Origin of the sequence: Acidovorax sacchari (genome assembly GCF_042847045.1) — a bacterium.
Lineage (GTDB): Bacteria > Pseudomonadota > Gammaproteobacteria > Burkholderiales > Burkholderiaceae_C > Paracidovorax > Paracidovorax sacchari.
Genome location: NZ_AP035783.1, coordinates 4911104 through 4930758 on the forward strand (window position 1 = coordinate 4911104; position 19655 = coordinate 4930758).

The window sequence follows — 19655 nt, forward strand, 5'->3', positions numbered from 1 at the left end:
AGCGTCCCGATGCCCGACTACCTTCCCTTCGAGCCCCATCCCCGCGCGCCCGTGCCGCTGCCGCCGCCGCTGGCCTGCGACAGCCAGTTCCACGTTTTCGGCCCGCGCGACCGCTACCCCGTGCGCGCCGGCGCGGCCTACGAGATGCCCACGGCCACCTGGGAGGTCGCGCAGCGCCTGCATGCCACGCTCGGCATCGCGCGCGGCGTGATCGTGCAGGCCACCACCTACGGCGCCGACCATGCGGTGGTGCTGGACGCGCTCGCCGCGCTCAATGCGGGCGGCCCGCGCCGCTACATGGGTTGCGCCAACGCCGCCGTGCTGCTGGAGCGCGACGACGCCTACCTGCAGGTGCTCCACGACGCGGGCGTGCGCGGTGCGCGCTTCACGCGCGGCGGCCTAGGCATCCAGTTCACGGCCGACCAGATGGACCGGGCCCTGGCGCGCGTGCGCGAACTGGGCTGGTATGTGAAGGTGCAGCCCGAGCCCTCCGGCATCGCCGGGCAGATGCGCGCCTTCGATGCACTGCGGGACGTGCCCGTGGTCATGGACCACATGGGACGCGCGGACCCGGCGCTCGGCGAGGCGGACCCGAACCTCGCCTGCATGCGGGATCTGCTCGCGCGCGGCAATTACTGGGTGATGCTGTCGCTCTCCGAAAAGCTCTCGCACGAAGGCCCGCCCTGGAACGACGTGGTGCCGCTCGCGCAGCGGCTGATCGCGGCGGCGCCGGAGCGCTGCATCTGGGGCAGCGACTGGCCGCATCCCGTCTCGGTCAGGCAGCCGCCCAACGAAGGCGAACTGCTGGAACTGCTCTACCGCTTCTCGCCCGACGCCGCCACGCGCGAGCGCATCCTCGTCACCAACCCGGCACGGCTTTTCGGATTCGACACACCATGAAACTGCTCTCCTTTCTCACCGGCGGCGAGGTGCGCTGGGGCGCCGCCACCGCGGACGGCATCGTCGATCTGGGCCGGCGGCTGCCCGCGTTCGGCAGCGTGCTCGCGCTGCTGGAAGGTGGCGAGGCGGCGCTGGCGCAGGCGCGCGACGCGCTCGCGGCCACGGCGGTGCCCGACCATGCACTGGCCGGCGTCACCCTGCTGCCGCCGATTCCCGCGCCGCGCAAGATCTTCTGCATCGGCGTGAACTACGCGCACCGCAATGCCGAATACCGGGACGGCAGCGAACTGCCGCGCTACCCGAGCATCTTCCTGCGCGTGCCGGATTCGTTCGTCGGCCACGGCCAGCCGCTGCTGCAGCCGCGCGAATCGCGACAGCTGGACTACGAGGGCGAGATCGGCCTGGTGATCGGCCGCGGCGGGCGCCGCATCGCGCGCGAGGACGCGCTCGGCCACATCGCCGGGCTCACCTGCGTGAACGAGGGCACGGTGCGCGACTGGGTGCACCACGCCAAGTTCAACGTCACGCAGGGCAAGAACTTCCATGCCTCCGGCGCAATGGGCCCCTGGATCGCCACGGCCGACGAACTCCCGCAGGGCTACGGCCGGCTGCGCGTGCGCACGCGCGTGAACGGGGAAACGCGACAGGACGACACGACCGAGCACCTGATGTTCGATTTCGCGCAGCTCATCCACTACCTCTCCACTTTCACCACGCTGGAGCCCGGCGACGTGATCGTGACCGGTACGCCGACGGGCGCGGGCATCCGCTTCGATCCGCCGCGCTTCCTGCAACCCGGCGACGTGGTCGAGGTGGAAGTGGACGGCGTGGGCGTGCTGCGCAATGCGGTGGAGGCCGAGGCATGAGCGACGCTCCTGTACTCACCCTGTCTGCAGAGCAGCTCGCCGAAGCGGCGCGGCAACTCGACGAGGCCGAACGCACACGCGTGCCCTGCGCCCAGTTCTCGCAGCAGTATCCGGGCATGGGCATCGACGATGCCTATGCGATCCAGGACGCCTGGATGCAGCGCAAGCAGGCCCGTGGCCGGCGCGTGATCGGCCACAAGATCGGCCTCACTTCCAAGGCGATGCAGCGCGCGGTGAACATCGCGGAACCGGACTTCGGCACGCTGCTGGACGACATGCTGTTCCGTGACGGCGCGAGCCTGCCGGCCGACCGCTTCCTGCAATTGCGCATCGAGGCCGAACTCGCGTTCGTGCTCGCGCGGCCCCTGGCAGGCCCGCACTGCACGCTCTACGACGTGCTCGACGCCACCGCCTACGTGACGCCGGCGCTGGAGATACTGGACGCGCGCATCCAGCGCGTGGACCCGGAGACGGGCCGCACGCGCACGGTCATCGACACCATCTCCGACAACGCGGCCAACGCCGCGCTGGTGCTCGGCGGCCGGCCTTTCAGGCCCGCCCTGCTCGACGCCGACCTGCGGCGCATCGGCGCCATCGTCACGCGCAACGGCGACGTGGAGGAGACCGGGCTCGCGGCCGGCGTGCTGAACCACCCGGCCAACGGCGTGGCCTGGCTCGCCAACCGGCTGCACCGCCACGGCATCGCGCTGCAGGCCGGCGAGGTGGTGCTCGCGGGGTCGTTCATCCGGCCGATCGACGTGGCGCGCGGCGATACCATCGTGGCGGACTACGGCGAATTCGGCACCGTCGCGTGCCATTTCGGCTGAGCGATTCCCTGCCCCTTTCCGCAAGACCCTTCCCCCATGCCCCAGCCCAACCGCTTCAAGCGCGCGCTCGCCGCCGGCCAGCCGCAGATCGGCCTCTGGTCCACCCTGGCCTCGCCCTACGCCAGCGAACTGCTCGCGGGCGCGGGTTTCGACTGGATGCTGCTGGACACCGAGCATTCGCCCAGCGACGTGCCGCACATGCTGCAGCAGCTGCAGGCCGTGGACGCCGAGCGCGAAGGGCGCACGGCCGCCGTGGTGCGGCCCGCGTGGAACGACCCGGTGCTCATCAAGCGCTACCTCGACATCGGCGCGCAGAGCCTGCTGCTGCCCTTCGTGCAGGACGCGGACGAAGCGCGCGCCGCGGTGGCCGCCACGCGCTACGCCCCGCGCGGCATCCGCGGCATGGGCGGCTCGGTGCGCGCCACGCGCTTCGGGCGCGACACGCACTACCTCGCGCAGGCCGAGGACGAACTGTGCCTGCTCGTGCAGGTGGAGACGGCCGAGGCGCTGGAGCGCATCGAGGACATCGCCGCGGTGGACGGCGTGGACGGCATCTTCATCGGCCCCGCGGACCTCTCGGCCAGCATGGGGCACGCGGGCCGGCCGCAGCATCCCGAAGTGCGCACGGCCATCGACGGCGCGATCCGCCGCATCCGCGCCTGCGGCAAGGCCCCCGGCATCCTCATGGCCGACGAGGCCCGGGCGCGCGAGTGCCTGGACCTCGGAGCGCTCTTCGTGGCCGTGGCCATCGACATGCTGCTGCTGCGCCAGGGCGCCGACGCCGCAGCCGCGAGGTTCCGGGGCAGCGCTGACGCTGCCCACCGCCAGCCCCCTGCTTCGCACACTTACTGAACCCTGTCCGCGGCCGGGCTGCCGGCCCCAGGCCCGTCGTGGTCATTGCCAATTCAATTGCACACAATTTAATTGGCCGCAATAATCCAGCCCATGTTTTCCCGCCCCATCCCAGCCACGGCCCCGCTCCCCGCCCTCCAGCGGCTGGACAGCCAGGTCTGCTTCGCCCTGTATTCGGCGTCGCTGGCGATGACCAAGCTCTACAAGCCGCTGCTCGATGCCGTGGGACTCACCTATCCGCAGTACATCGCCATGCTCGCCCTCTGGGAGCAGGACGGCATCACGGTCTCCGAACTGGGCGAGCGCCTGTGCCTGGATTCGGGCACGCTGACCCCGCTGCTCAAGCGCATGGAAGCCTCCGGGCTCGTCGCCCGCGAGCGCGACCCCCAGGACGAGCGGCGCGTGCGCATCACCCTCACGCCCGGCGGCCGGGCCCTGCGTGGCCGGTCCGAGTCGATCCCGCACTGCGTGCTGGAGCGCAGCCAATGCACCATTCCCGAACTGGAGGCGCTGACCGCGCAGCTCACGCAGCTGCGCGAACGGCTCTCCCGCAGCCCGGGCTGACGGTCTTTTCCGTTCGCGCCCATCCTTTTTTCCCCATCCCCAACCCAAGGAGTCCACATGACCACGCTCGACAAAGTCCTCTACACCGCCCGCGCCCACACCACCGGCGGCCGCGATGGCGCCTCGCGTACCGACGACGGCCGCCTGGACGTGAAGCTGTCCTCCCCCGGCACCAGCGGCACGGGCACCAACCCCGAGCAGCTCTTCGCCGCCGGCTACTCCGCCTGCTTCATCGGCGCCATGAAGGCCGTCGGCGGCAAGCTGGGCATCGCCGTGCCGCAGGACGTGGCCATCGACGCCGAAGTGGACCTGGGCCAGATCCCCAACGCCTACGGCATCGCCGCCCGCCTGAAGGTCTCCCTGCCCGGCCTGGACAAGGACAAGGCCCAGCAGCTGGTGGACGCTGCCCACCAGGTCTGCCCCTACTCCAACGCCACGCGCGGCAACATCGACGTGACGATCACGCTGGCCTGATCTCCACGATCGCCGGCCGCCCGCCCGCCTCCCAGGCCCGATGCAGCCAGGGGCGGGCGGCCCTTTTTCTGCTCTCCCGGCGGCGTACCGGGCAACCCTTCCGGCCTCAGCGGAAGACGATTCGAACCCGGACATCAATTACGTTACTTCGCCAGCTGACCGCGCCCTTCGCGGCAGCGATCAGCACAAACCCCTGGCCGCCGGACGATTCCTCCATCTTTGTTTTCATGAGGAATCGCCATGGGTTGTGTCCAAGGCACATCACGCACCAGTTCCCCGCCCCGCGCCAGCCGGGCCCGCGACAGCGATCACACGCCAGCACGCCAGACCGGCGGCACGCGCACGATGACCGCCTATCCTGACGAGAGCCTCCACATCCGGGGTCGCGCCGCGGGCCAGGGGAACTGGCAGGCAGATCGCGCCACCATCGAAAGCGCCAGGCAGGGCGCCCATGCACTGCTGCGGGACGCGTCGGGCACGCTCGACGAGGTCCCTTCGCTGCGCTCCCGGCTGCACCAGTTGCTGGCAACGATCGCCCTCCAACAGGAGGGCAATCAATTTTTCTTGCCTCCGGAGCAATTCGGGCAGCAACTGGACCTCATCCGGCAGGACATCGACCAATACCGCAGGGACCATCCGACGCTCCATGAACTCCAGGGCCGGGCGGACTACGCCGTGGCGTTCCGCGGGCAGGATTTCGAAGAGTCCACGCAATTGCCCACCAGCTATGAGATGGGCGGCTTCCACGGACGATAGGCAGCACGCCCGGGCCGCTCCGCCAGGCGGCCATCGGGCCGTCCCGGATCGCAGGCCGGACCGCGGCCCGCCATTGCGGCCAGTTTTTCACAGCAGAAATAGCGTTTCTGCCATTCCTGCATTCATATCCGCCCCGCACCGCGCGTGCGGTGCTCCGAAAGCCTTCTTTTTTGCTGCATCTGCCCGCAGAAGCGGGCGTTTCCGCGCCATCATGTCGGCCGGCGCTCCCGCCTCTCCAGCATTCCACGCCCTGCCCGATCCGCGACGGCCTCCTGCGCCTGCGCCCGCCATGAAGATCGCCCTGCTGTCCGACATCCACGCCAACCGACAGGCGCTCGAGGCCTGCCTCGCGCATGCGCGCGCCCAGGGCGCGGAACAGTTCGCCCTGCTCGGCGACCTGGTGGGCTATGGCGGCGATCCGGTGGCCGTGGTCGACACCGTGATGGAACTGGCCGCGCAAGGCGCGCCCTGCGTGCTGGGCAACCACGACGCGGCCGCGCTGGACCCGCCCGTGGATTCGCCCCTGCTGGGCGAGCAGAGCGCGCAGTGGACGCATGCGCAACTGGCGCCCCGGCATTGCGAGTTCCTCGCGGGCCTGCCGCTCACGCGCCGGCTGGGCGCATCGGCCCTGCTGGTGCATGCCAGCGTGGACGATCCCGCGCACTGGCACTACGTGCACGACGCGGGCGCGGCGGAGCGCAGCATGGCGGCCGCGAGCGCCATCGACCCGGCGATCCGCTACGTGTTCTGCGGCCACGTGCACGAACAGGCGCTCTACTTCCTCACGCCCACGGCCAAGCTCATGCGCTTCGCGCCGCAGCCCGGCGTGGCCGTGCCCGTGCCGCCGCACCGCCAGTGGCTGGCGGTGGCCGGCTCGGTGGGCCAGCCGCGCGACCGCGACGTGCGCGCCATGTACGCGCTGTTCGACGATGGCGCCGCCACGATCACCTTCCACCGCGTGCCCTACGACCACGCGGCCGCGGCGGCGGCCGTGCGCGCCGCGGGGCTGCCCGCCTTCTTCGCGGACCGGCTCGAAGAAGGCCGCTGACCCGGCCGGCCCCTCCATGAAGCTGCTCGCTCCCGGCACCGCGGTGGACGGATTCGTGGTGCACGAGTGCCTGCACGCGGGCGGCATGGCGCACATCTACCGCGCGTCCTGCGCCGATCCCGCGCAGGACCCGGGCTTCCCGCTCGTGATGAAGGTGCCCCGCATGACGGCGGGCGACGGTGCCGAGAACATCGTGGGCTTCGAGGTGGAACTGCAGATCCTGCCTGCGCTGCAGGGCCCGCACGCGCCGCGCTTCGTGGCCGCGGGCGACCTGGCCCGCCTGCCCTACCTCGCCATGGAATACGTGGAGGGACACACGCTGCAGCACCGCCTGGACGCGGGCGGGCGACCCGGCGCGCAGGAGATCGCACAGCTCGGCGCGGCCATGGCCCTCGCGGCACACAGCCTGCACCAGCAGAACGTCTGCCACCTGGACCTCAAGCCCGCCAACGTGCTGCTGAGGCCGGACGGCAGCGCGGTGCTGCTGGACTTCGGCCTCTCGTTCCACGCGCACTACCCCGACCTGCTGGCCGAGGAGATGCGCGAGGCCGTCGGTTCGCCCGCCTGGATCGCGCCCGAGCAGGTGGTGGGCGTGCGCGGCGACCTGCGCAGCGACGTCTTCGCCATCGGCGTGATGCTCTACGAACTCGCCACCGGCGAGCTGCCCTTCGGCGCGCCCGCCACCCGGGGCGGCCTGCGCCAGCGGCTGTGGATGACGCCGCGCCCGCCCCGCCAGCACCGGCCGGACATCCCGCCCTGGCTGCAGGAGGTGATCCTGCGCTGCCTGGAACCCGAGGCCGCGCAGCGCTATCCATCGGCCGCGCAGCTCGCATTCGATCTCGCGAACCCGGAGCAGGTGCCGCTCACCGAGCGCGCGCACCGCCTGCGCGGACCGGGCCTGCGCGCCCACCTGCGCCGCTGGCTGCGGGCCGCGGGCATGCACTACCAGCCCAGCCCGCTGCCGGCGCGGCTGATCGAGGCCGCCCCCATCCTGATGGTCGCGCTGCCCGGCGAGGACGCCGCCGACGCGACGCTGCAGTCGCTGCGCGAGGCGGCGGCGCGGTCGCTGGGCATCCGGCCCGGCGCGCGCCTGGCCTGTGTCACGGTGGTGTCTCCTTCGGCCAGCAGCGCCACCGACCATGCGCGCAGCGAGACCACGCTGCACCGGCGCCATCTCGTGCGGCTGCGGCAGTGGGCGGCGGGGCTGGACCTGCGCGGCCACGGCGCGAGCTTCCACGTGCTCGAATCCGGCGACGTGGCGCAGGCGCTGGTGCGCTACGCCGCCGGCAACCGGGTGGGCGTGATGATCCTCGGCGCGGCCACGCACGGCGTGCCGCTGCAGCGCTTCATCGACACCATCCCGCTGCGGGTGGTGCGGGATGCGCCCTGTACGGTCATCCTCGTGAAGCCGCAGGAGCCCGCCAGCGACAATGCCGGCCATGCACCATTCACCAGCGCCTGAGCGCGACGACCTCCACCCCTACGCCCTCCTCACGCCCGACCTCGTGCTGGACGCGCTCGCGTCCATCGGCCTGCACGGCGACGGCCGGCTGATGGCCCTGGGCTCCTACGAGAACCGCGTCTACCAGGTGCACCTGGAGGACGGCTCGCGCGTGGTCGCCAAGTTCTACCGCCCGGGCCGCTGGAGCGAGGCGCAGATCCTGGAGGAGCACGCCTTCTCCGCCGAACTGGCCGAAGCCGAGGTGCCGGTCGTCGCACCGCTCGCCGTGGAGGGCCGCACGCTGCACGCGCATGCGGGCTTCGCGTTTTCCGTGAGTCCCTGGCGCGGCGGCCGCACACCCGACCTGGACGACTTCGAGGCCCTGGAATGGATCGGCCGCTTTCTCGCGCGCATCCACACCGTGGGCACGGCGCGGCCGTTCGCGCACCGCCCTGCGCTGGATGTGCGCAGCTTCGCCGCCGAGCCGCGCGACGCCCTGCTGCAGGCAGAGGCGATCCCCCTGGACCAGCAGTCGGCCTGGACCGCCGCCTGCGCCGATGCCATCGCGCTGATCGAAGAAAAGATGGCAGGCACCGGTGGCGCGGCGCCATGTACCGTGCTGCGACTGCACGGCGACTGCCACCCGGGCAACGTGCTCTGGACGCCCGCCGACCTGCCCGGCGGCGGTCCGCATTTCGTGGACCTGGACGACGCGCGCATGGGACCGGCCGTGCAGGACCTGTGGATGCTGCTGTCGGGCGAGCGGCGCCAGCGCACGCATCAACTGTCGGCCCTGCTGGACGGCTACGAGCAGTTCCGCGACTTCGACCGCCGCGAGCTCGCGCTGATCGAGCCGCTGCGCACGCTGCGCCTCATCCACTACAGCGCCTGGCTCGCGCGGCGCTGGAGCGATCCGATCTTCCCGATCAACTTCCCCTGGTTCGGCAGCAGCGACTACTGGCGCGGCCAGGTGGACATGCTGCGCGAGCAGATCGAGGCGATGCAGGAAGCGCCGCTGGCAGCGTGACACAGGAGAAGAAGCGGCAGCGTCCGCGTCACACCACGGCTGCGCAGCAAACGCAAACAATTGTCAAATTCCACGCCTGGCGCACGCAGGCCGTTAGTTTCGGGCCCTTCGTATTCTCGTAGCGCGCTGCGGCCGGCCTGCGTGGCCGTGCCTCCATCGCTCCGCTCCCGTTTCCATGCGCATTGCCGTTCTCGACGACGACCCGATCCTTCTCGACCTCCTGCAGGCCACGGCCGCACGGGCCGGGCACACCTGCCACCTCTACCAGGAAGGCGGGGAACTGCTGAAGGCACTGCGCACGGATACCTACGATCTGCTGGTGGTGGACTGGCACCTGCCGGACATGGAAGGGCTGGAGGTGATCCGCACCGTGCGTACGGCATCGGACACCGTGCCCATCCTCTTCATCACCCGCCGCAATGCCGAGCAGGACCTGGTGGAGGCCCTGGCCTGCGGCGCCGATGATTTCATGACCAAGCCGCTGCGCATGGGCGAATTCATGGCGCGCTGCAACGCCCTGCTGCGCCGCGCCTATCCGCAGGCGGCAGCGGGCACGCTGGTGTTCGGCCGCTACCGGTTCGACCAGGAGCAGCGCAGCCTGCGGGTGGACGGCGTGCCGGTGGAATTGAAGAACAAGGAATACGAACTGGCGCTGTTCATGTTCCAGAACGCGGGCCGGCTGCTCTCGCGCGAGCACCTGCGCGAGGCCGTGTGGGGCGACATCCATGACGCGCCCTCGCGCTCGCTGGACACGCACATCTCGCGCCTGCGCGCCAAGCTGGCGCTGGTGCCGGACCATGGGTATGTGATCACGGCGGTGTATGGGGTGGGGTATCGACTGGAGCTGGCAACACCCCCTGAGTCGCCTGCGGCGCCTTCCCCCTGAAGGGGGACGCCGCCGGTGGCCCGGCGAAGCCGGTTCCACGGCGTCTGCTGGCATGGCCTGCTCCGCGGCCTTCTGATGGGAAAGGCCGTGCCTCATTGCAGGCCTTGAACCATGTCTGAACCGGGGGCTTTGGTGCCCCCCGTTCAGTTCACCTCATCGTCCGCGCCGCTGGCCGGTCGTGGAGTGGCGCAGGGCCAGGAGGCCGAGCAGGCACGACAGCGCGATCAGGCCCCACTGCGACAGCGTCGGGATCGTCGCGAGCTGGTCGGGCGGCGACTGCACGGTGGTCGTCCTGGACGAGCTGTTGTTGCCCGGGTTGGTGTCGCCCGGCGCGTCCAGCGTGGCGGTGTTCACGAGCGGCCGGGCGCCGTCGTAGGGGGACGCGAGCTTCGCCTTGAAGCGGAAGTCGCGGCTCGCGCCGGACAGCAGTTCGCCGACCGTGCAGTTCACCGTGCCGGACGCGAACGTGCAGTCGGTGGACGACACGAAAGCGAGGCCCTGGGGCAGTACGTCGATCGCCTGCGCGCCCTGGCTCGTGAGCGGGCCGAGATTGCTCACGGTGAGCACATAGTCCACGTCCGCTCCGGGCGCGAGCGGGCCGTCGGGGCCGGTCTTGGTGATCGACAGGTCGGTGGCGATCGCGTCGCGCTTGGTCGAGGTCTGGTCGTAGGTGGTGTTGTTCACCACCACGTCCTGGCCGCCGCGCAGGAACTCGGTCTCGCGCACCGCCACCACGGCCTTGTGGAACACCGTGCCCGACTCCGCACCCGCCGGCAGGCTCAGCGCCTTCATGCGGAACGTGATGGTCGCGACCTCGTCCTTGGCGAGCCCGGGGAAGGTGCACACCACGCTGCCGGAAGTCGCGCCCGCGGCGGGCTGCGTGCAGGAGCCGCCCCGGTCCACCGTCAGGTTGCCGGTGTAGGCGAAGGTGGCCGAGGGGGCGCCGTTGGTCGGGTGCGTGACCGGGAAGGTGTCGGTCATCACCACGTTCGTGCCGTACGACGGGCCCGAATTCTTCACCGTGATCGTGTAGGTGGTCTCGGCGCCGAGCGCGATGGCGTCCGCGCTGTGTGCCATCGACACCAGCACGTCCAGCTCGGGCTGGGTCAGCTCGACCTGGGCCTGGGCCTGGTTGTTGGCGAGGTTGGGCTCATCGGTCGTGGTGCCGATCTCCACCTCGTTGTTCAGCACCTGCCCGGCCGTCCACGCGGTGGTGGGCCGCAGGCGGTAAGTGACTTCGTACTGCCCTCCGTTCGCCAGCAGCATGCTCGCGCCCGCGGTGCCCCAGCGGCAGTTGAGCGTGCCGTCGGCTCCCACCGGATCGCAGGTGCCGCCGCCGGTGGCCGTGGGCGTGCCGATCAGCACGGTGCCCGCAGGCAGCGTGTCCTTCAGCCAGACGTTCTCGGCCGACGAAGGTCCGTTGTTCTTCGCGCGCACCGTGTAGGTGATGGGTTCGCCGGAGATGGCGCGCGGCGTGGGCGAGACCGTCTTGGAGGCGACAAGGTCCAAGCGCGCCGTGACTTCGCTCTGCACCGTCGAGGTGTTGTTGCCCAGCACCGGGTCCACCACGTCGGCGGAGAACGCGGTGGCGGTGTTGCTGCGCTGCGCCGTGGTGGCCACCGTGGGCCGCACGGCCACGGTCACCGTGGCGCTCGCGCCGCTCGCCAGCGTGCCGAGCTGGCACAGCAGCGTGGACGAGGTGGCGTTGGTCGGTCCGGAGGGCGTGCAGGTGCCCGCCGTGGTATTCACCGACACGACGCCCGGCGAGCCGCTGCTCGACACCAGGCTGCCCAGCGTGTCGCGCAGGCTCACGTTGGTGGCGGGATTCGGTCCCTGGTTGGTGACCACGAGGGTGTAGGTGAGCACGTCGCCGGCCGGCACCGAAGCCTTGTCAAAGGTCTTGACCACGCTCACGTCGGCCGACACTTCGCTGCCCGGCGTCTGGTCGGAAGCGCCCACGCCGATGCCCTGGCAGTTGATGCCATGGGCGGGATCGTTGAGCCACGGGTCCTGCCGCGTGCCGCCGCTGGCGGGGCTGAAATTCACGCAGGCGTTGTTGGTGGCGGAGCCCGCGGTGGTACGCACGGCGTCCACCACGATGTCCGGCGCATTGCTGTTCACCGCCAGGCCCGCGACGCGCTCGCAGGTGAAGGTGCCGGGCCCTGCGAGCGGCAGCGCACTGCAGGACCAGCCCGCGCCGGAGGCCGCGTTCAGCCCCGTGAGCGTCACGCCCGCAGGCACGGAATCGCTCACCACCATGGACGGGATCTGCGGCGTCGCGCCCGAGGTCGCCGGCACGGCCAGCGGCCCCAGGTTGCGCACGCGCAGCCGGTACTGGTAGGTCTGGCCGATGGGAATGGCCACGCCCTGCCCGTTCTGGTAGTTGGACGCGGACTTGGTGATCTGCAGGTCGGACACGTCGGTGGCCGTGATGAGCACGTCGGGCGTGGCGTTGTTGTTGGTGTTCGGGTCCGTGCGGCCCGTCATCGCCACCGTCGCGCTGTTGGCCAGCGTGCCCGTCTGCAGCACCTGCGCCCGCACGGTGATCGCGGGCAGGTTGGTGTAACTGGAAGCCGTCGCGGCGGGCAGGTCGCAGGTGATCTGCTGGCCTGCAGGAGTGCAGGTCCAGCCGGTGCCGGTGGCGGACACGAAGGACAGCCCCGCGCCCAGCGTATCGACCACGCGCACGGGCACGCCGTCGAGCGCCATGCCGCCGTTGAGCCGGGGCGTGAGGGTGTAGGCCACCTGGTCGCCGATGCCATAGGTGGTGCCGCCGCTGACCGCCTTGGTGATGGACACGTCCGAGCCCGTGCCGGCGACGTTGACCTCGGCAGTACCGGTGTTGTTGGGCGGCTGGCCGTCGGGCATCTGCGTGGAGCCGTCCTTGTAGCCCTGCACGGAGAACGAGGTGGTGATGGAGCCGGTCACGTTGGGCGCGGCCTCCACGCGCAGCTGCGGCGCCACGGCACCGGCAGCGAGGGCCCCGGCACGCGAGCAGGTCACCACCGTGGCCGGATCGGGTGCGCCCGGCGAGACCAGCGGCGATGCGTTCGACGCCGCGGGCGTGCAGCTCCAGCCGTTGGTGCCACCCACGCGCGTCACCGCGACGCCAGTGGGCACGCTGAAGGTCACCTGCACGCGCCCATCGGCCGGGATGTCCGTCGGGCCCTGGTTGCCCACGTCCACGAGGTAGGCGTACGGCTGCCCGGGTGCGATCGGATTGCCCGGGGGCGCGAGCGGATCGGTGGCCACCGAGAGCGACAGGTCAGCCGCCTCGGTGGTGGTGATGCGGCGGTCCAGCGCATCGTTGCTGGGGTCGGAATCGGTCTCGTTGCGCGTCACGCGCGCGCTGTTGATCCAGTTGGTGGACACGGTGGGCAGCACCAGCTCGAAATCCACGGTCTTGGTGGCGTTCACCGCCAGGGTGCCCAGGTCGCACTGCACGGTCTGGTTCGCGGCCGTGATCGTGGTGCCGGGCGCGATGGCGGGCAGGCAGGACATGCCGGCCGGGCTGGTCGTGACGGACCGGAACACCGCGCCCAGCGGCAGCGTGTCCGTCAACTGCACGCCGGTGGCGGCGCTGCCGGTGTTGTGGCGCACCTTGACCACGTAGTGGAAGGTCCCGCCGGCCGGGCCGGACGCGGACGCAGGCACGGCATCCTGGTTGACCAGCACGTCCGTGGTCTGGGCCTGGGCCGCGCCAGCGGCGAGGGCCAGCGCGGCAGTGACTGCGCCGAGATGGAGGCTGCGCGCGGCTCTGGCGGCCCTGGCGAGCATGGTGCGGCAGGTGCCGGACGGCGCCGAAGCGCCTGCCCGCCCTGGAGAAGAATGATTCATGCCGGTCTCCCTGAGTGTGATGGACTGGACCCGGCCACGCCGCGACACCACTGCAGCACCGCGAGGTGCGTCGGAGTGGGGGCGGCTTGGCGCGAGGAGTTGGCAGAATCTATGGGATGGATCACTGCGATTGCGGAATTCAACAATTGTTGACAATCCATGCTCTGCCGTGCGTTCCTCGCCACATGTATGGGCTCCGCACGCTGTGCTGCCGCTCCATCCTTGCGCCCCATGCATTCCCCGACCGACGATGTCGTGATGCCTCCGCTCCGTTGGCATGGGCCAACCCCATCCGTCCCGCGTGAGAATCGCCGTCTGCGATGGGGAAACGCGCCGTCTGCCCGACCGTCACGTCCCGCCCGCCACCCTTCCCCGGAGCCGCCGCATGGTCCGCACCCGCCCGCTGTCTCACCTGCCGCTCACCGCCAAGATCGTGTTCCTCGTGGCACTGATGGGCGCGATTTCCATCGCGACCGCGCTCTACACCACGCGGACCATGGGGCACATCACCGACGACTACCAGGCTCTCATCGACCGCGAGGCCCAAAGCGCCCTGCACGTCAGCGATGCGGCCCTGCTGCTCGGCGAGTCGAGCCGCCTCGTCTATGCGGTGCTCACCGAACAGGACGAGAACACCATGCGTGCGGCCCTCGCCACGCTGCAGCGGCTGCAGACGCAGTTCGAGGCGCAGATCGACACCACCGAGCGGCTGGTGCCCGGGGACGCCGACGCGCTGGGATCGATCCGCAAGCAGGCGGCCCATGCCTTCACGCTGGCCGCCCGCATCGTGGAGGCCGCCGCGCGCTGGCGCGGCGACCGGGCGCTGGAGATCATCCACGGCGAATTCGAGCCCGCGCTGCGCACGCTGCAGCAGGCCATGAACCGGCAGCGCGACGAATCCACCGACCGCTTCCGGACCGCGTCGGTGCAGCTCGGGCGCCTGACCAGCAGCACGATCCTCTACACCGCCCTGGCGGTCGCAGGCGGCCTGGCACTGGTGATCGGGCTGTCCACCTGGGTGGCCGTTTCCCAGATCTCGCGCCCCATCACGCAGCTCACGCGGCACATGGAACGCCTCACCGACCGGCACTACGACGACCCCATCACCGGCACCGACCGGCGCGACGAGGTGGGCACCATGGCCAAGGCCCTGAAGGTGTTCAAGGACAGCATGCAGCGCGAAGACCGGCTCGCCGTGGAACTCGCGGCCAGCGCCGAGGCGCGGCGCCTGTCGGAGCAGTTGATCGACCTCACCGGCGCCATTCCCGGAGCGGTGTTCCAGCTGCGCATGGAGGCGGGCGGCGATGCCCACCGGTTCCTGTTCGTGAGCGAGAAGGCCGGGGACCTGCAGGGCCGCAGCGCGCAGGAACTGCTCCGGATGCTGGGGCCCCTGCATGCCGCCTACGGCCTCGACGACGCCGCCAGCACCCCGCTGCACGAGGCTTTCACGCACAGCCTGCGCACGCTGGAGCGCCTGGATTTCGACGTGGAGGTGCAGCGCGGCGAGCACACCCGCTGGATCAAGACACTGGCCACCGCGCGCGCCCTGCCCGACGGCGCCGTGCTGTTCAACGGCGTGTGGCTCGACGTGACCGAGCAGCGCAACCAGGCCCGCGCGCTGGCGCAGGTGGCCGAGGAGAAGGCCACGTTCCTCGCCGTGATGAGCCACGAGATCCGCACCCCGCTCAACGCCATCCTCGGCCTGGCCCAGCTCGCTCTCAAGGAGCCCCTGCCGCCCGCGCAGCGGGAGCGCGTGGAGCAGCTCTACCGCGCGGGGCGGCGCCTGCTGGGCATCGTGGACGACACCCTGGACTTCTCCAAGATCGACGGAGGGCACCTCGTGCTCGAGCATGCGGAGTTCGACGCCCGCCAGTTGCTGGCGGACCTGTGCGAGCTGTTCGAGCCGCACGCCCGCGACAAGGGCCTGGCGCTGCGCGTCGGGCTGTCGGACGCCTTTCCGGCCCACCTCGTGGGCGACGCGCACCGCATCGCGCAGATCCTGATGAACTTCGTGAACAACGCCATCAAGTTCACCGAAGCGGGCGAGGTGGCCGTCGCGCTGGAGGCCGCGGCGCAGGAGCCCGATGGCACGGTCGTGCTGCGGGGCACCGTGCGAGATACGGGCATCGGCCTCACCCCGATGCAGCGGGAGCACCTGTTCCAGCCCTTCCACCAGGCCGACGCAACCATCACGCGCCGCTTCGGCGGCACCGGGCTGGGCCTGGCCATCTCCCGCCGGCTGGCGCGCCACATGGGCGGCGACACGGGCGTGGACAGCACGCCGGGCCTGGGCAGCACGTTCTGGTTCACCGTCCGGGTGCGGCGCGCCGACGGAACCGCGCCGGCCCCCATGGCCCCGGCGCTCCCGTCGGGAACACCTGCCGCACTGGCGGGCCGGCGCGTCCTGCTGGTGGACGACAACGAACTCAACCGCCTCGTCGCCACCGGCCTGCTGGAGGCCGGCGGCCTGCAGGTGGACACCGCCAACGACGGCGCGCAGGCGCTCGAACGGCTGGCCCGGGCGCCCGACGGCACCTATGACGCCGTACTCATGGACATGCAGATGCCCGTCATGGATGGCCTCACCGCCACCCGCCGCCTGCGCGCCGATCCGCGGTTTGCCGCCCTTCCAGTGATCGCGATGACCGCCAATGCTGCGGCGCTGGACGTGGAGCGCGCGCGCGCAGCCGGCATGAACGACCACCTGCCCAAGCCGGTGCTGGAACTGCCGCTGTGGACCATGCTGGCCCGCTGGATCGCGCCCTCCGGCGCCCGCGGAGTGCCGCCCGCCGCAGAGCGCACTCCGCCTCCGGACACCGGGGCAGCGGGGCCCGGCCTGCAGGAGGTCCGGTCCCTGCCCGCCTTCGATGCGGCCCCGCTGGAGGATCTGGCGGGTTTGCTGTCGCCCGGGCACCTCGCGGCGCTGCGCGAACGCTTCGTCCGCCAATGCGATGCGCGGATGCGCCGGGCCGAGCAGGCGTGGCGGGAGCGCGACTGGCCGGCCCTGCGGCAGGAAGCGCACGACTGGGGCGGCACGGCCGGCAGCTTCGGACTGGAGCGCCTGGGCGGCCTCACGCGGCTGCTGGAAGAGGCCGCCGTGCAGTCACTGGCAGCAGGCGACGGGCAGGCGCCCCCCCCGAACTGCTGGAGGCCGTGCGCGAAGCCCTCGGCGATGGGCTGGAGCAACTGCAGGCCCATGCGCTGCGGCCCCACGCATTGCAGGCACGCGCCGGGAAGGCAGACGCCCCGGCGTGAAAAAAGGAGTTCTCAGAACTCCGCGTGCAGCCGTACCGAGAAAATGTCCACCGGCCCGCGGTCGCGGTTGTAGCCCGGGTTCTGGATGCGCTGGGCGCCCAGAGACACCGCCGACTGCAGCGCGCCGGCGGCCGTCTGCACCGGCGGCATGGCCACGCGGTAGTACACCTCCCAGACCCGCTCCCTGCCATAGTTCAGCGCGCCATCCCCCAGGAAGGCGCCCTGCCCGCCGGCCGCGAGGTAATCGCGGTGGCTGCCGGACAATCCATTCACCGCCAGGGCCGCGCCCATGCGGTCTGCCGGCCGGCCCCAGGCCGCGCCGGACCACTGGCCCCCCACCGACAGCTGCCGGTCGATCTCGGTGAACGCGAACGTTTCCTGGCGGCCGCTGCTGCGGCCCGCACGCACGAACACGCCGGCATCCTCGCCCAGCGGCGCCTCCAGGGTCACGGCCCAGCCGGTCTTGGTCTGCAGCCGGCGCACCGCGCCCACGTCCGGCGCCGTGCCGGTGGCCTGCCCCAGCGCCACCGCATCGTCGAAGGCCCCCATCACCGCCCGGTTGCGGAACCACAGCACGCGCCCGCGCAGCGGGCCCGCCGGCAGCGCCACGGGCAGGTTCGATTCGGCCTCGATCTGGTCGCCGTAATGGCGCAGCCAGGCGCGGTCGAGCTTCGGCCCGTTGGACTCGCGCGGCTGCAGCCCCCGGCCGCCGCGCACGGCCCACTGCGGCGTGCGGTATTCGAGGATGCCGGCCCAGGTGTAGCCGCGCGCATCGGCGGCGTAGTCCCACGGCCCCGGTGCCAGGAACGACCAGTTGAAGAACTGCTCGCGCGGATCCTTGGCGTAGGGGTTCGGATCGAAGTAATCCAGCAAAGAGACGTTGCCCAGCACCAGCGTCCAGCGGCGTGCGGCGGCCGTGCCGCCCATCTCGTTGAAATCCGCGTCGATCTTCTCCGTCTCGCCGCCCGCGTTCCAGCGCTGCAGCAGGAAGAGCCGCGCGCGGTAGGCCTTGAGCTGCGCCCCGGAAGAACGCGCCAGTTCGCCATTGGAGAGCCCGCCCGCGCCGGTGAGGCGCGACAGCGGCACGCCCTGCGCGGCCTCCGGGTTGAAATGCAGTTGCCCCCCCTCCCAGGGCCGCACCGCCAGGTCGACCGTGGCGGTGAAGGAATACGAGCGCTCGCGCGTGGGCACCAGGCTGTTCGGCCCGGTGTAGGCCGCATCGAAGGCCGGCTTGCGCTGCCAGACATAGGTGGTCTGGGCATGCAGGGCCACGCGCGGCTCGGGCGGGGCGTCGCCCCCCGCCGCAGCGGCTGCGGGCGCTTCGGCAGGGGCGCCGTCCGGAGACGCGGCCCAGGCCCCGGCGGCGGGGACCGCCAGCAAGGCGGCGGTCAGGAAGGCAACGCGGAAACGGGTCGGCGCGGGAAAGGGCAGGGGCAGGAAGCTACGCATGGGCCGGCATTCTGGCAGCGCCCGGCGGCACGGCCGTGTCGGCGGGCCCCGGTGTGACTCGGCCGCCACACTGCCGGGCAGGAAGGTCAGCGCAGGGGACGGCGCGGGGGCAGGCCCGCCGAGGCGCTGGACGACACCGGAACGCCGCCGATGGAGCGCTCGGGCGACAGCGCGGCGCCGGCTGCGGGAGCCTCTGCAGCCGGCCCGGAAGCCACGGGGGGCTCCGGTGCGGCATCCTCGCCGGGAGCCACCGTGGCCTCCGGCGCCGTGGCCCGACCGGACAGCGAACGCTTCCACGCGCCGATCACCACCTCGTTCACGAACGCCCGGTCCAGCCAGAGCCAGACCAGGATCGGCGCCAGCGTCGGCACCACCAGCGAGCCCAGCTGGTAGCCATAGACCAGGGCCTCCATCTGCCACTGCGCCACGCGCAAGGTGCGCACGTCGAACTGCGCCGTCAGCAGCAATTGCATGAGCAGTTGCATGCACAGGCTGAAGGCCTGCAGCGGCAGCAGCAGCGCATAGCCGGCCAGCGCGCGCACCGTGCGCCCCGGCCCGCGCGCGGCCAGCAGCAGCGCCAGGAAGATCGGCAGCCCGTAGGCATAGCGGCCCGGGTCGGATTCGAGGGTGATCTCCACCGGCTGGTTGCCCGTCTGGGGCGTGGCGATGGCCACCGAGGTGTCCACCTCCAGCCGCCCGGGGGCGAGCCGCGCCTCGCGCACCCAGCCGGGGGCCGCGCGCTCCAGCGCCGCGCCGGCCACCATGCCGGCCGGGTACGACGTCCAGGGGGACACCCGCGTCCACGCGAGCGTGAGCACGACAACCCCGATGAAGAGGCCGATGACGAAGGCCTTCAGGCTGGCGGCGCGGCGCATCGCGGTCGCGCTGCCTCAGGCCAGGGCCGCGGCCGGGGGCGTGGCCGGCGGCGCGCCCGGGCCGGGCGGGGAGCCCGCGGACGGCTTGCTGCCCGCGCGCACCCACAGCAGCCAGACGATGAGCACGTCCACCATGATCAGCGCCTGCCAGAGGTACTCGTGCGCGAAATTGAACACCGCCGTGCTCCACTGGCCCAGATAGAACAGGCTGATCACCCGCACGATGTTGAGCGCCTGCACCGCCACGAAGCCCGCCGCCAGCCCGACCAGCTTGTGCCGCCAGGTCGAGGGGAATGCCATCACCGCCGCGAACAGCACGATGCAGGCCTCGATCCCGTTGCAGCCCGCCTCGATCGACACGCCGAAGCCCGTCTGGTGGTTCCAGAGCACCTTCCCCGCCGCCGCGGCCGAGCTGTCGAACCACATCACCATCGTCGCGCAGATGCGCGCGAGCAGTGCCGTCCACGGCAGCACCAGGTGCTCCTGCACCCAGTTGAGCATGTTGATGCCGAACAGGGTGAGCTGGAGGGTGAGGAAGATGAGGAAGAAGCGCAGCATGGCCTTGGGGCTCCGCGGAGGACGTGGGGATCGCTGCGCA

16 protein-coding genes are annotated in these 19655 nt (G+C 71.3%); 12 read left to right on the top strand and 4 right to left on the bottom strand.

Annotated elements, in window-relative coordinates; genetic code table 11:
- The first annotated feature begins 9 nt into the window (after positions 1 to 9).
- The 11 genes from ACGHC0_RS21730 to ACGHC0_RS21780 all read left to right on the top strand — a co-directional run bounded on the left by ACGHC0_RS21730 (position 10) and on the right by ACGHC0_RS21780 (position 9641).
- Entirely contained in the window at positions 10 to 900 is an 891-nt protein-coding gene (locus ACGHC0_RS21730) for an amidohydrolase family protein (protein WP_415266732.1), read from the top strand.
- Positions 897 to 1766 (top strand): fumarylacetoacetate hydrolase family protein, encoded by an 870-nt coding sequence (locus tag ACGHC0_RS21735; protein WP_368352909.1) that lies wholly within the window; start codon positions 897 to 899, stop codon positions 1764 to 1766. Before ACGHC0_RS21730 ends, ACGHC0_RS21735 begins: the two co-directional genes overlap by 4 nt.
- Positions 1763 to 2593 carry a 2-oxo-hept-4-ene-1,7-dioate hydratase gene (gene hpaH / locus ACGHC0_RS21740; protein ID WP_415266733.1) on the top strand — a complete coding sequence of 277 codons (831 nt, stop codon included), beginning with the start codon at positions 1763 to 1765 and terminating at the stop codon, positions 2591 to 2593. The genes ACGHC0_RS21735 and hpaH overlap by 4 nt, the downstream gene beginning before the upstream one ends.
- A gap of 36 nt (positions 2594 to 2629) precedes the next feature.
- Positions 2630 to 3445: an aldolase/citrate lyase family protein gene (locus tag ACGHC0_RS21745; RefSeq protein ID WP_415266734.1), complete on the top strand. Its 816-nt coding sequence runs from the start codon at positions 2630 to 2632 to the stop codon at positions 3443 to 3445.
- Positions 3446 to 3538: 93 nt separating this feature from the next.
- Positions 3539 to 4009 carry a MarR family winged helix-turn-helix transcriptional regulator gene (locus ACGHC0_RS21750; RefSeq protein ID WP_415266735.1) on the top strand — a complete coding sequence of 157 codons (471 nt, stop codon included), beginning with the start codon at positions 3539 to 3541 and terminating at the stop codon, positions 4007 to 4009.
- Between the two features lie 57 nt (positions 4010 to 4066).
- Entirely contained in the window at positions 4067 to 4483 is a 417-nt protein-coding gene (locus tag ACGHC0_RS21755) for an organic hydroperoxide resistance protein (protein ID WP_368352913.1), read from the top strand.
- Positions 4484 to 4828: 345 nt separating this feature from the next.
- Positions 4829 to 5239: a hypothetical protein gene (locus tag ACGHC0_RS21760; protein WP_415266736.1), complete on the top strand. Its 411-nt coding sequence runs from the start codon at positions 4829 to 4831 to the stop codon at positions 5237 to 5239.
- 289 nt (positions 5240 to 5528) lie between these two features.
- On the top strand, positions 5529 to 6287 hold the full coding sequence (locus ACGHC0_RS21765) for a metallophosphoesterase family protein (RefSeq protein ID WP_368352915.1): 759 nt from the start codon (positions 5529 to 5531) through the stop codon (positions 6285 to 6287).
- A 16-nt stretch (positions 6288 to 6303) separates the two neighbouring features.
- The gene (locus tag ACGHC0_RS21770) at positions 6304 to 7749 is read left to right on the top strand and encodes a serine/threonine protein kinase (RefSeq protein WP_368352916.1); all 1446 of its coding nucleotides are present in this window, start codon (positions 6304 to 6306) and stop codon (positions 7747 to 7749) included.
- On the top strand, positions 7718 to 8755 hold the full coding sequence (locus ACGHC0_RS21775; protein WP_415266737.1) for a serine/threonine protein kinase: 1038 nt from the start codon (positions 7718 to 7720) through the stop codon (positions 8753 to 8755). Before ACGHC0_RS21770 ends, ACGHC0_RS21775 begins: the two co-directional genes overlap by 32 nt.
- 175 nt (positions 8756 to 8930) lie before the next feature.
- On the top strand, positions 8931 to 9641 hold the full coding sequence (locus ACGHC0_RS21780; protein ID WP_415266738.1) for a response regulator transcription factor: 711 nt from the start codon (positions 8931 to 8933) through the stop codon (positions 9639 to 9641).
- 153 nt (positions 9642 to 9794) lie between these two features.
- On the opposite strand, the gene ACGHC0_RS21785 is transcribed toward ACGHC0_RS21780, so the two are convergent.
- Positions 9795 to 13478: an IPTL-CTERM sorting domain-containing protein gene (locus ACGHC0_RS21785; RefSeq protein ID WP_415266739.1), complete on the bottom strand. Its 3684-nt coding sequence runs from the start codon at positions 13476 to 13478 to the stop codon at positions 9795 to 9797.
- A 385-nt stretch (positions 13479 to 13863) separates the two neighbouring features.
- Between ACGHC0_RS21785 and ACGHC0_RS21790 the strand changes: the two genes are divergently transcribed.
- Positions 13864 to 16806, top strand: coding sequence for an ATP-binding protein (locus ACGHC0_RS21790; RefSeq protein WP_415266740.1), 2943 nt, complete (start codon positions 13864 to 13866; stop codon positions 16804 to 16806).
- Here ACGHC0_RS21790 and ACGHC0_RS21795 read toward each other — a convergent pair.
- From ACGHC0_RS21795 to xrtH, 3 genes are all read right to left on the bottom strand, one after another.
- On the bottom strand, positions 16746 to 18182 hold the full coding sequence (locus tag ACGHC0_RS21795) for a carbohydrate porin (RefSeq protein WP_415266741.1): 1437 nt from the start codon (positions 18180 to 18182) through the stop codon (positions 16746 to 16748). The two genes, ACGHC0_RS21790 and ACGHC0_RS21795, sit on opposite strands and share 61 nt — an antisense overlap.
- An 86-nt stretch (positions 18183 to 18268) precedes the next feature.
- On the bottom strand, positions 18269 to 19057 hold the full coding sequence (locus ACGHC0_RS21800; RefSeq protein WP_415266742.1) for an exosortase H-associated membrane protein: 789 nt from the start codon (positions 19055 to 19057) through the stop codon (positions 18269 to 18271).
- A gap of 15 nt (positions 19058 to 19072) precedes the next feature.
- The gene (gene xrtH / locus ACGHC0_RS21805; protein WP_415266743.1) at positions 19073 to 19615 is read right to left on the bottom strand and encodes an exosortase H; all 543 of its coding nucleotides are present in this window, start codon (positions 19613 to 19615) and stop codon (positions 19073 to 19075) included.
- Positions 19616 to 19655: the final 40 nt, after the last annotated feature.

What these genes read in the sequence shown, in the direction of transcription:
- ACGHC0_RS21730 (WP_415266732.1), top strand. Translation starts at nt 10, where the DNA reads ATGCCCGACTACCTTCCCTTCGAGCCCCATCCCCGCGCGCCCGTGCCG.
- ACGHC0_RS21735 (WP_368352909.1), top strand. Translation starts at nt 897, where the DNA reads ATGAAACTGCTCTCCTTTCTCACCGGCGGCGAGGTGCGCTGGGGCGCC.
- hpaH (WP_415266733.1), top strand. Translation starts at nt 1,763, where the DNA reads ATGAGCGACGCTCCTGTACTCACCCTGTCTGCAGAGCAGCTCGCCGAA.
- ACGHC0_RS21745 (WP_415266734.1), top strand. Translation starts at nt 2,630, where the DNA reads ATGCCCCAGCCCAACCGCTTCAAGCGCGCGCTCGCCGCCGGCCAGCCG.
- ACGHC0_RS21750 (WP_415266735.1), top strand. Translation starts at nt 3,539, where the DNA reads ATGTTTTCCCGCCCCATCCCAGCCACGGCCCCGCTCCCCGCCCTCCAG.
- ACGHC0_RS21755 (WP_368352913.1), top strand. Translation starts at nt 4,067, where the DNA reads ATGACCACGCTCGACAAAGTCCTCTACACCGCCCGCGCCCACACCACC.
- ACGHC0_RS21760 (WP_415266736.1), top strand. Translation starts at nt 4,829, where the DNA reads ATGACCGCCTATCCTGACGAGAGCCTCCACATCCGGGGTCGCGCCGCG.
- ACGHC0_RS21765 (WP_368352915.1), top strand. Translation starts at nt 5,529, where the DNA reads ATGAAGATCGCCCTGCTGTCCGACATCCACGCCAACCGACAGGCGCTC.
- ACGHC0_RS21770 (WP_368352916.1), top strand. Translation starts at nt 6,304, where the DNA reads ATGAAGCTGCTCGCTCCCGGCACCGCGGTGGACGGATTCGTGGTGCAC.
- ACGHC0_RS21775 (WP_415266737.1), top strand. Translation starts at nt 7,718, where the DNA reads ATGCCGGCCATGCACCATTCACCAGCGCCTGAGCGCGACGACCTCCAC.
- ACGHC0_RS21780 (WP_415266738.1), top strand. Translation starts at nt 8,931, where the DNA reads ATGCGCATTGCCGTTCTCGACGACGACCCGATCCTTCTCGACCTCCTG.
- ACGHC0_RS21785 (WP_415266739.1), bottom strand. Translation starts at nt 13,478, where the DNA reads ATGAATCATTCTTCTCCAGGGCGGGCAGGCGCTTCGGCGCCGTCCGGC.
- ACGHC0_RS21790 (WP_415266740.1), top strand. Translation starts at nt 13,864, where the DNA reads ATGGTCCGCACCCGCCCGCTGTCTCACCTGCCGCTCACCGCCAAGATC.
- ACGHC0_RS21795 (WP_415266741.1), bottom strand. Translation starts at nt 18,182, where the DNA reads ATGCGTAGCTTCCTGCCCCTGCCCTTTCCCGCGCCGACCCGTTTCCGC.
- ACGHC0_RS21800 (WP_415266742.1), bottom strand. Translation starts at nt 19,057, where the DNA reads ATGCGCCGCGCCGCCAGCCTGAAGGCCTTCGTCATCGGCCTCTTCATC.
- xrtH (WP_415266743.1), bottom strand. Translation starts at nt 19,615, where the DNA reads ATGCTGCGCTTCTTCCTCATCTTCCTCACCCTCCAGCTCACCCTGTTC.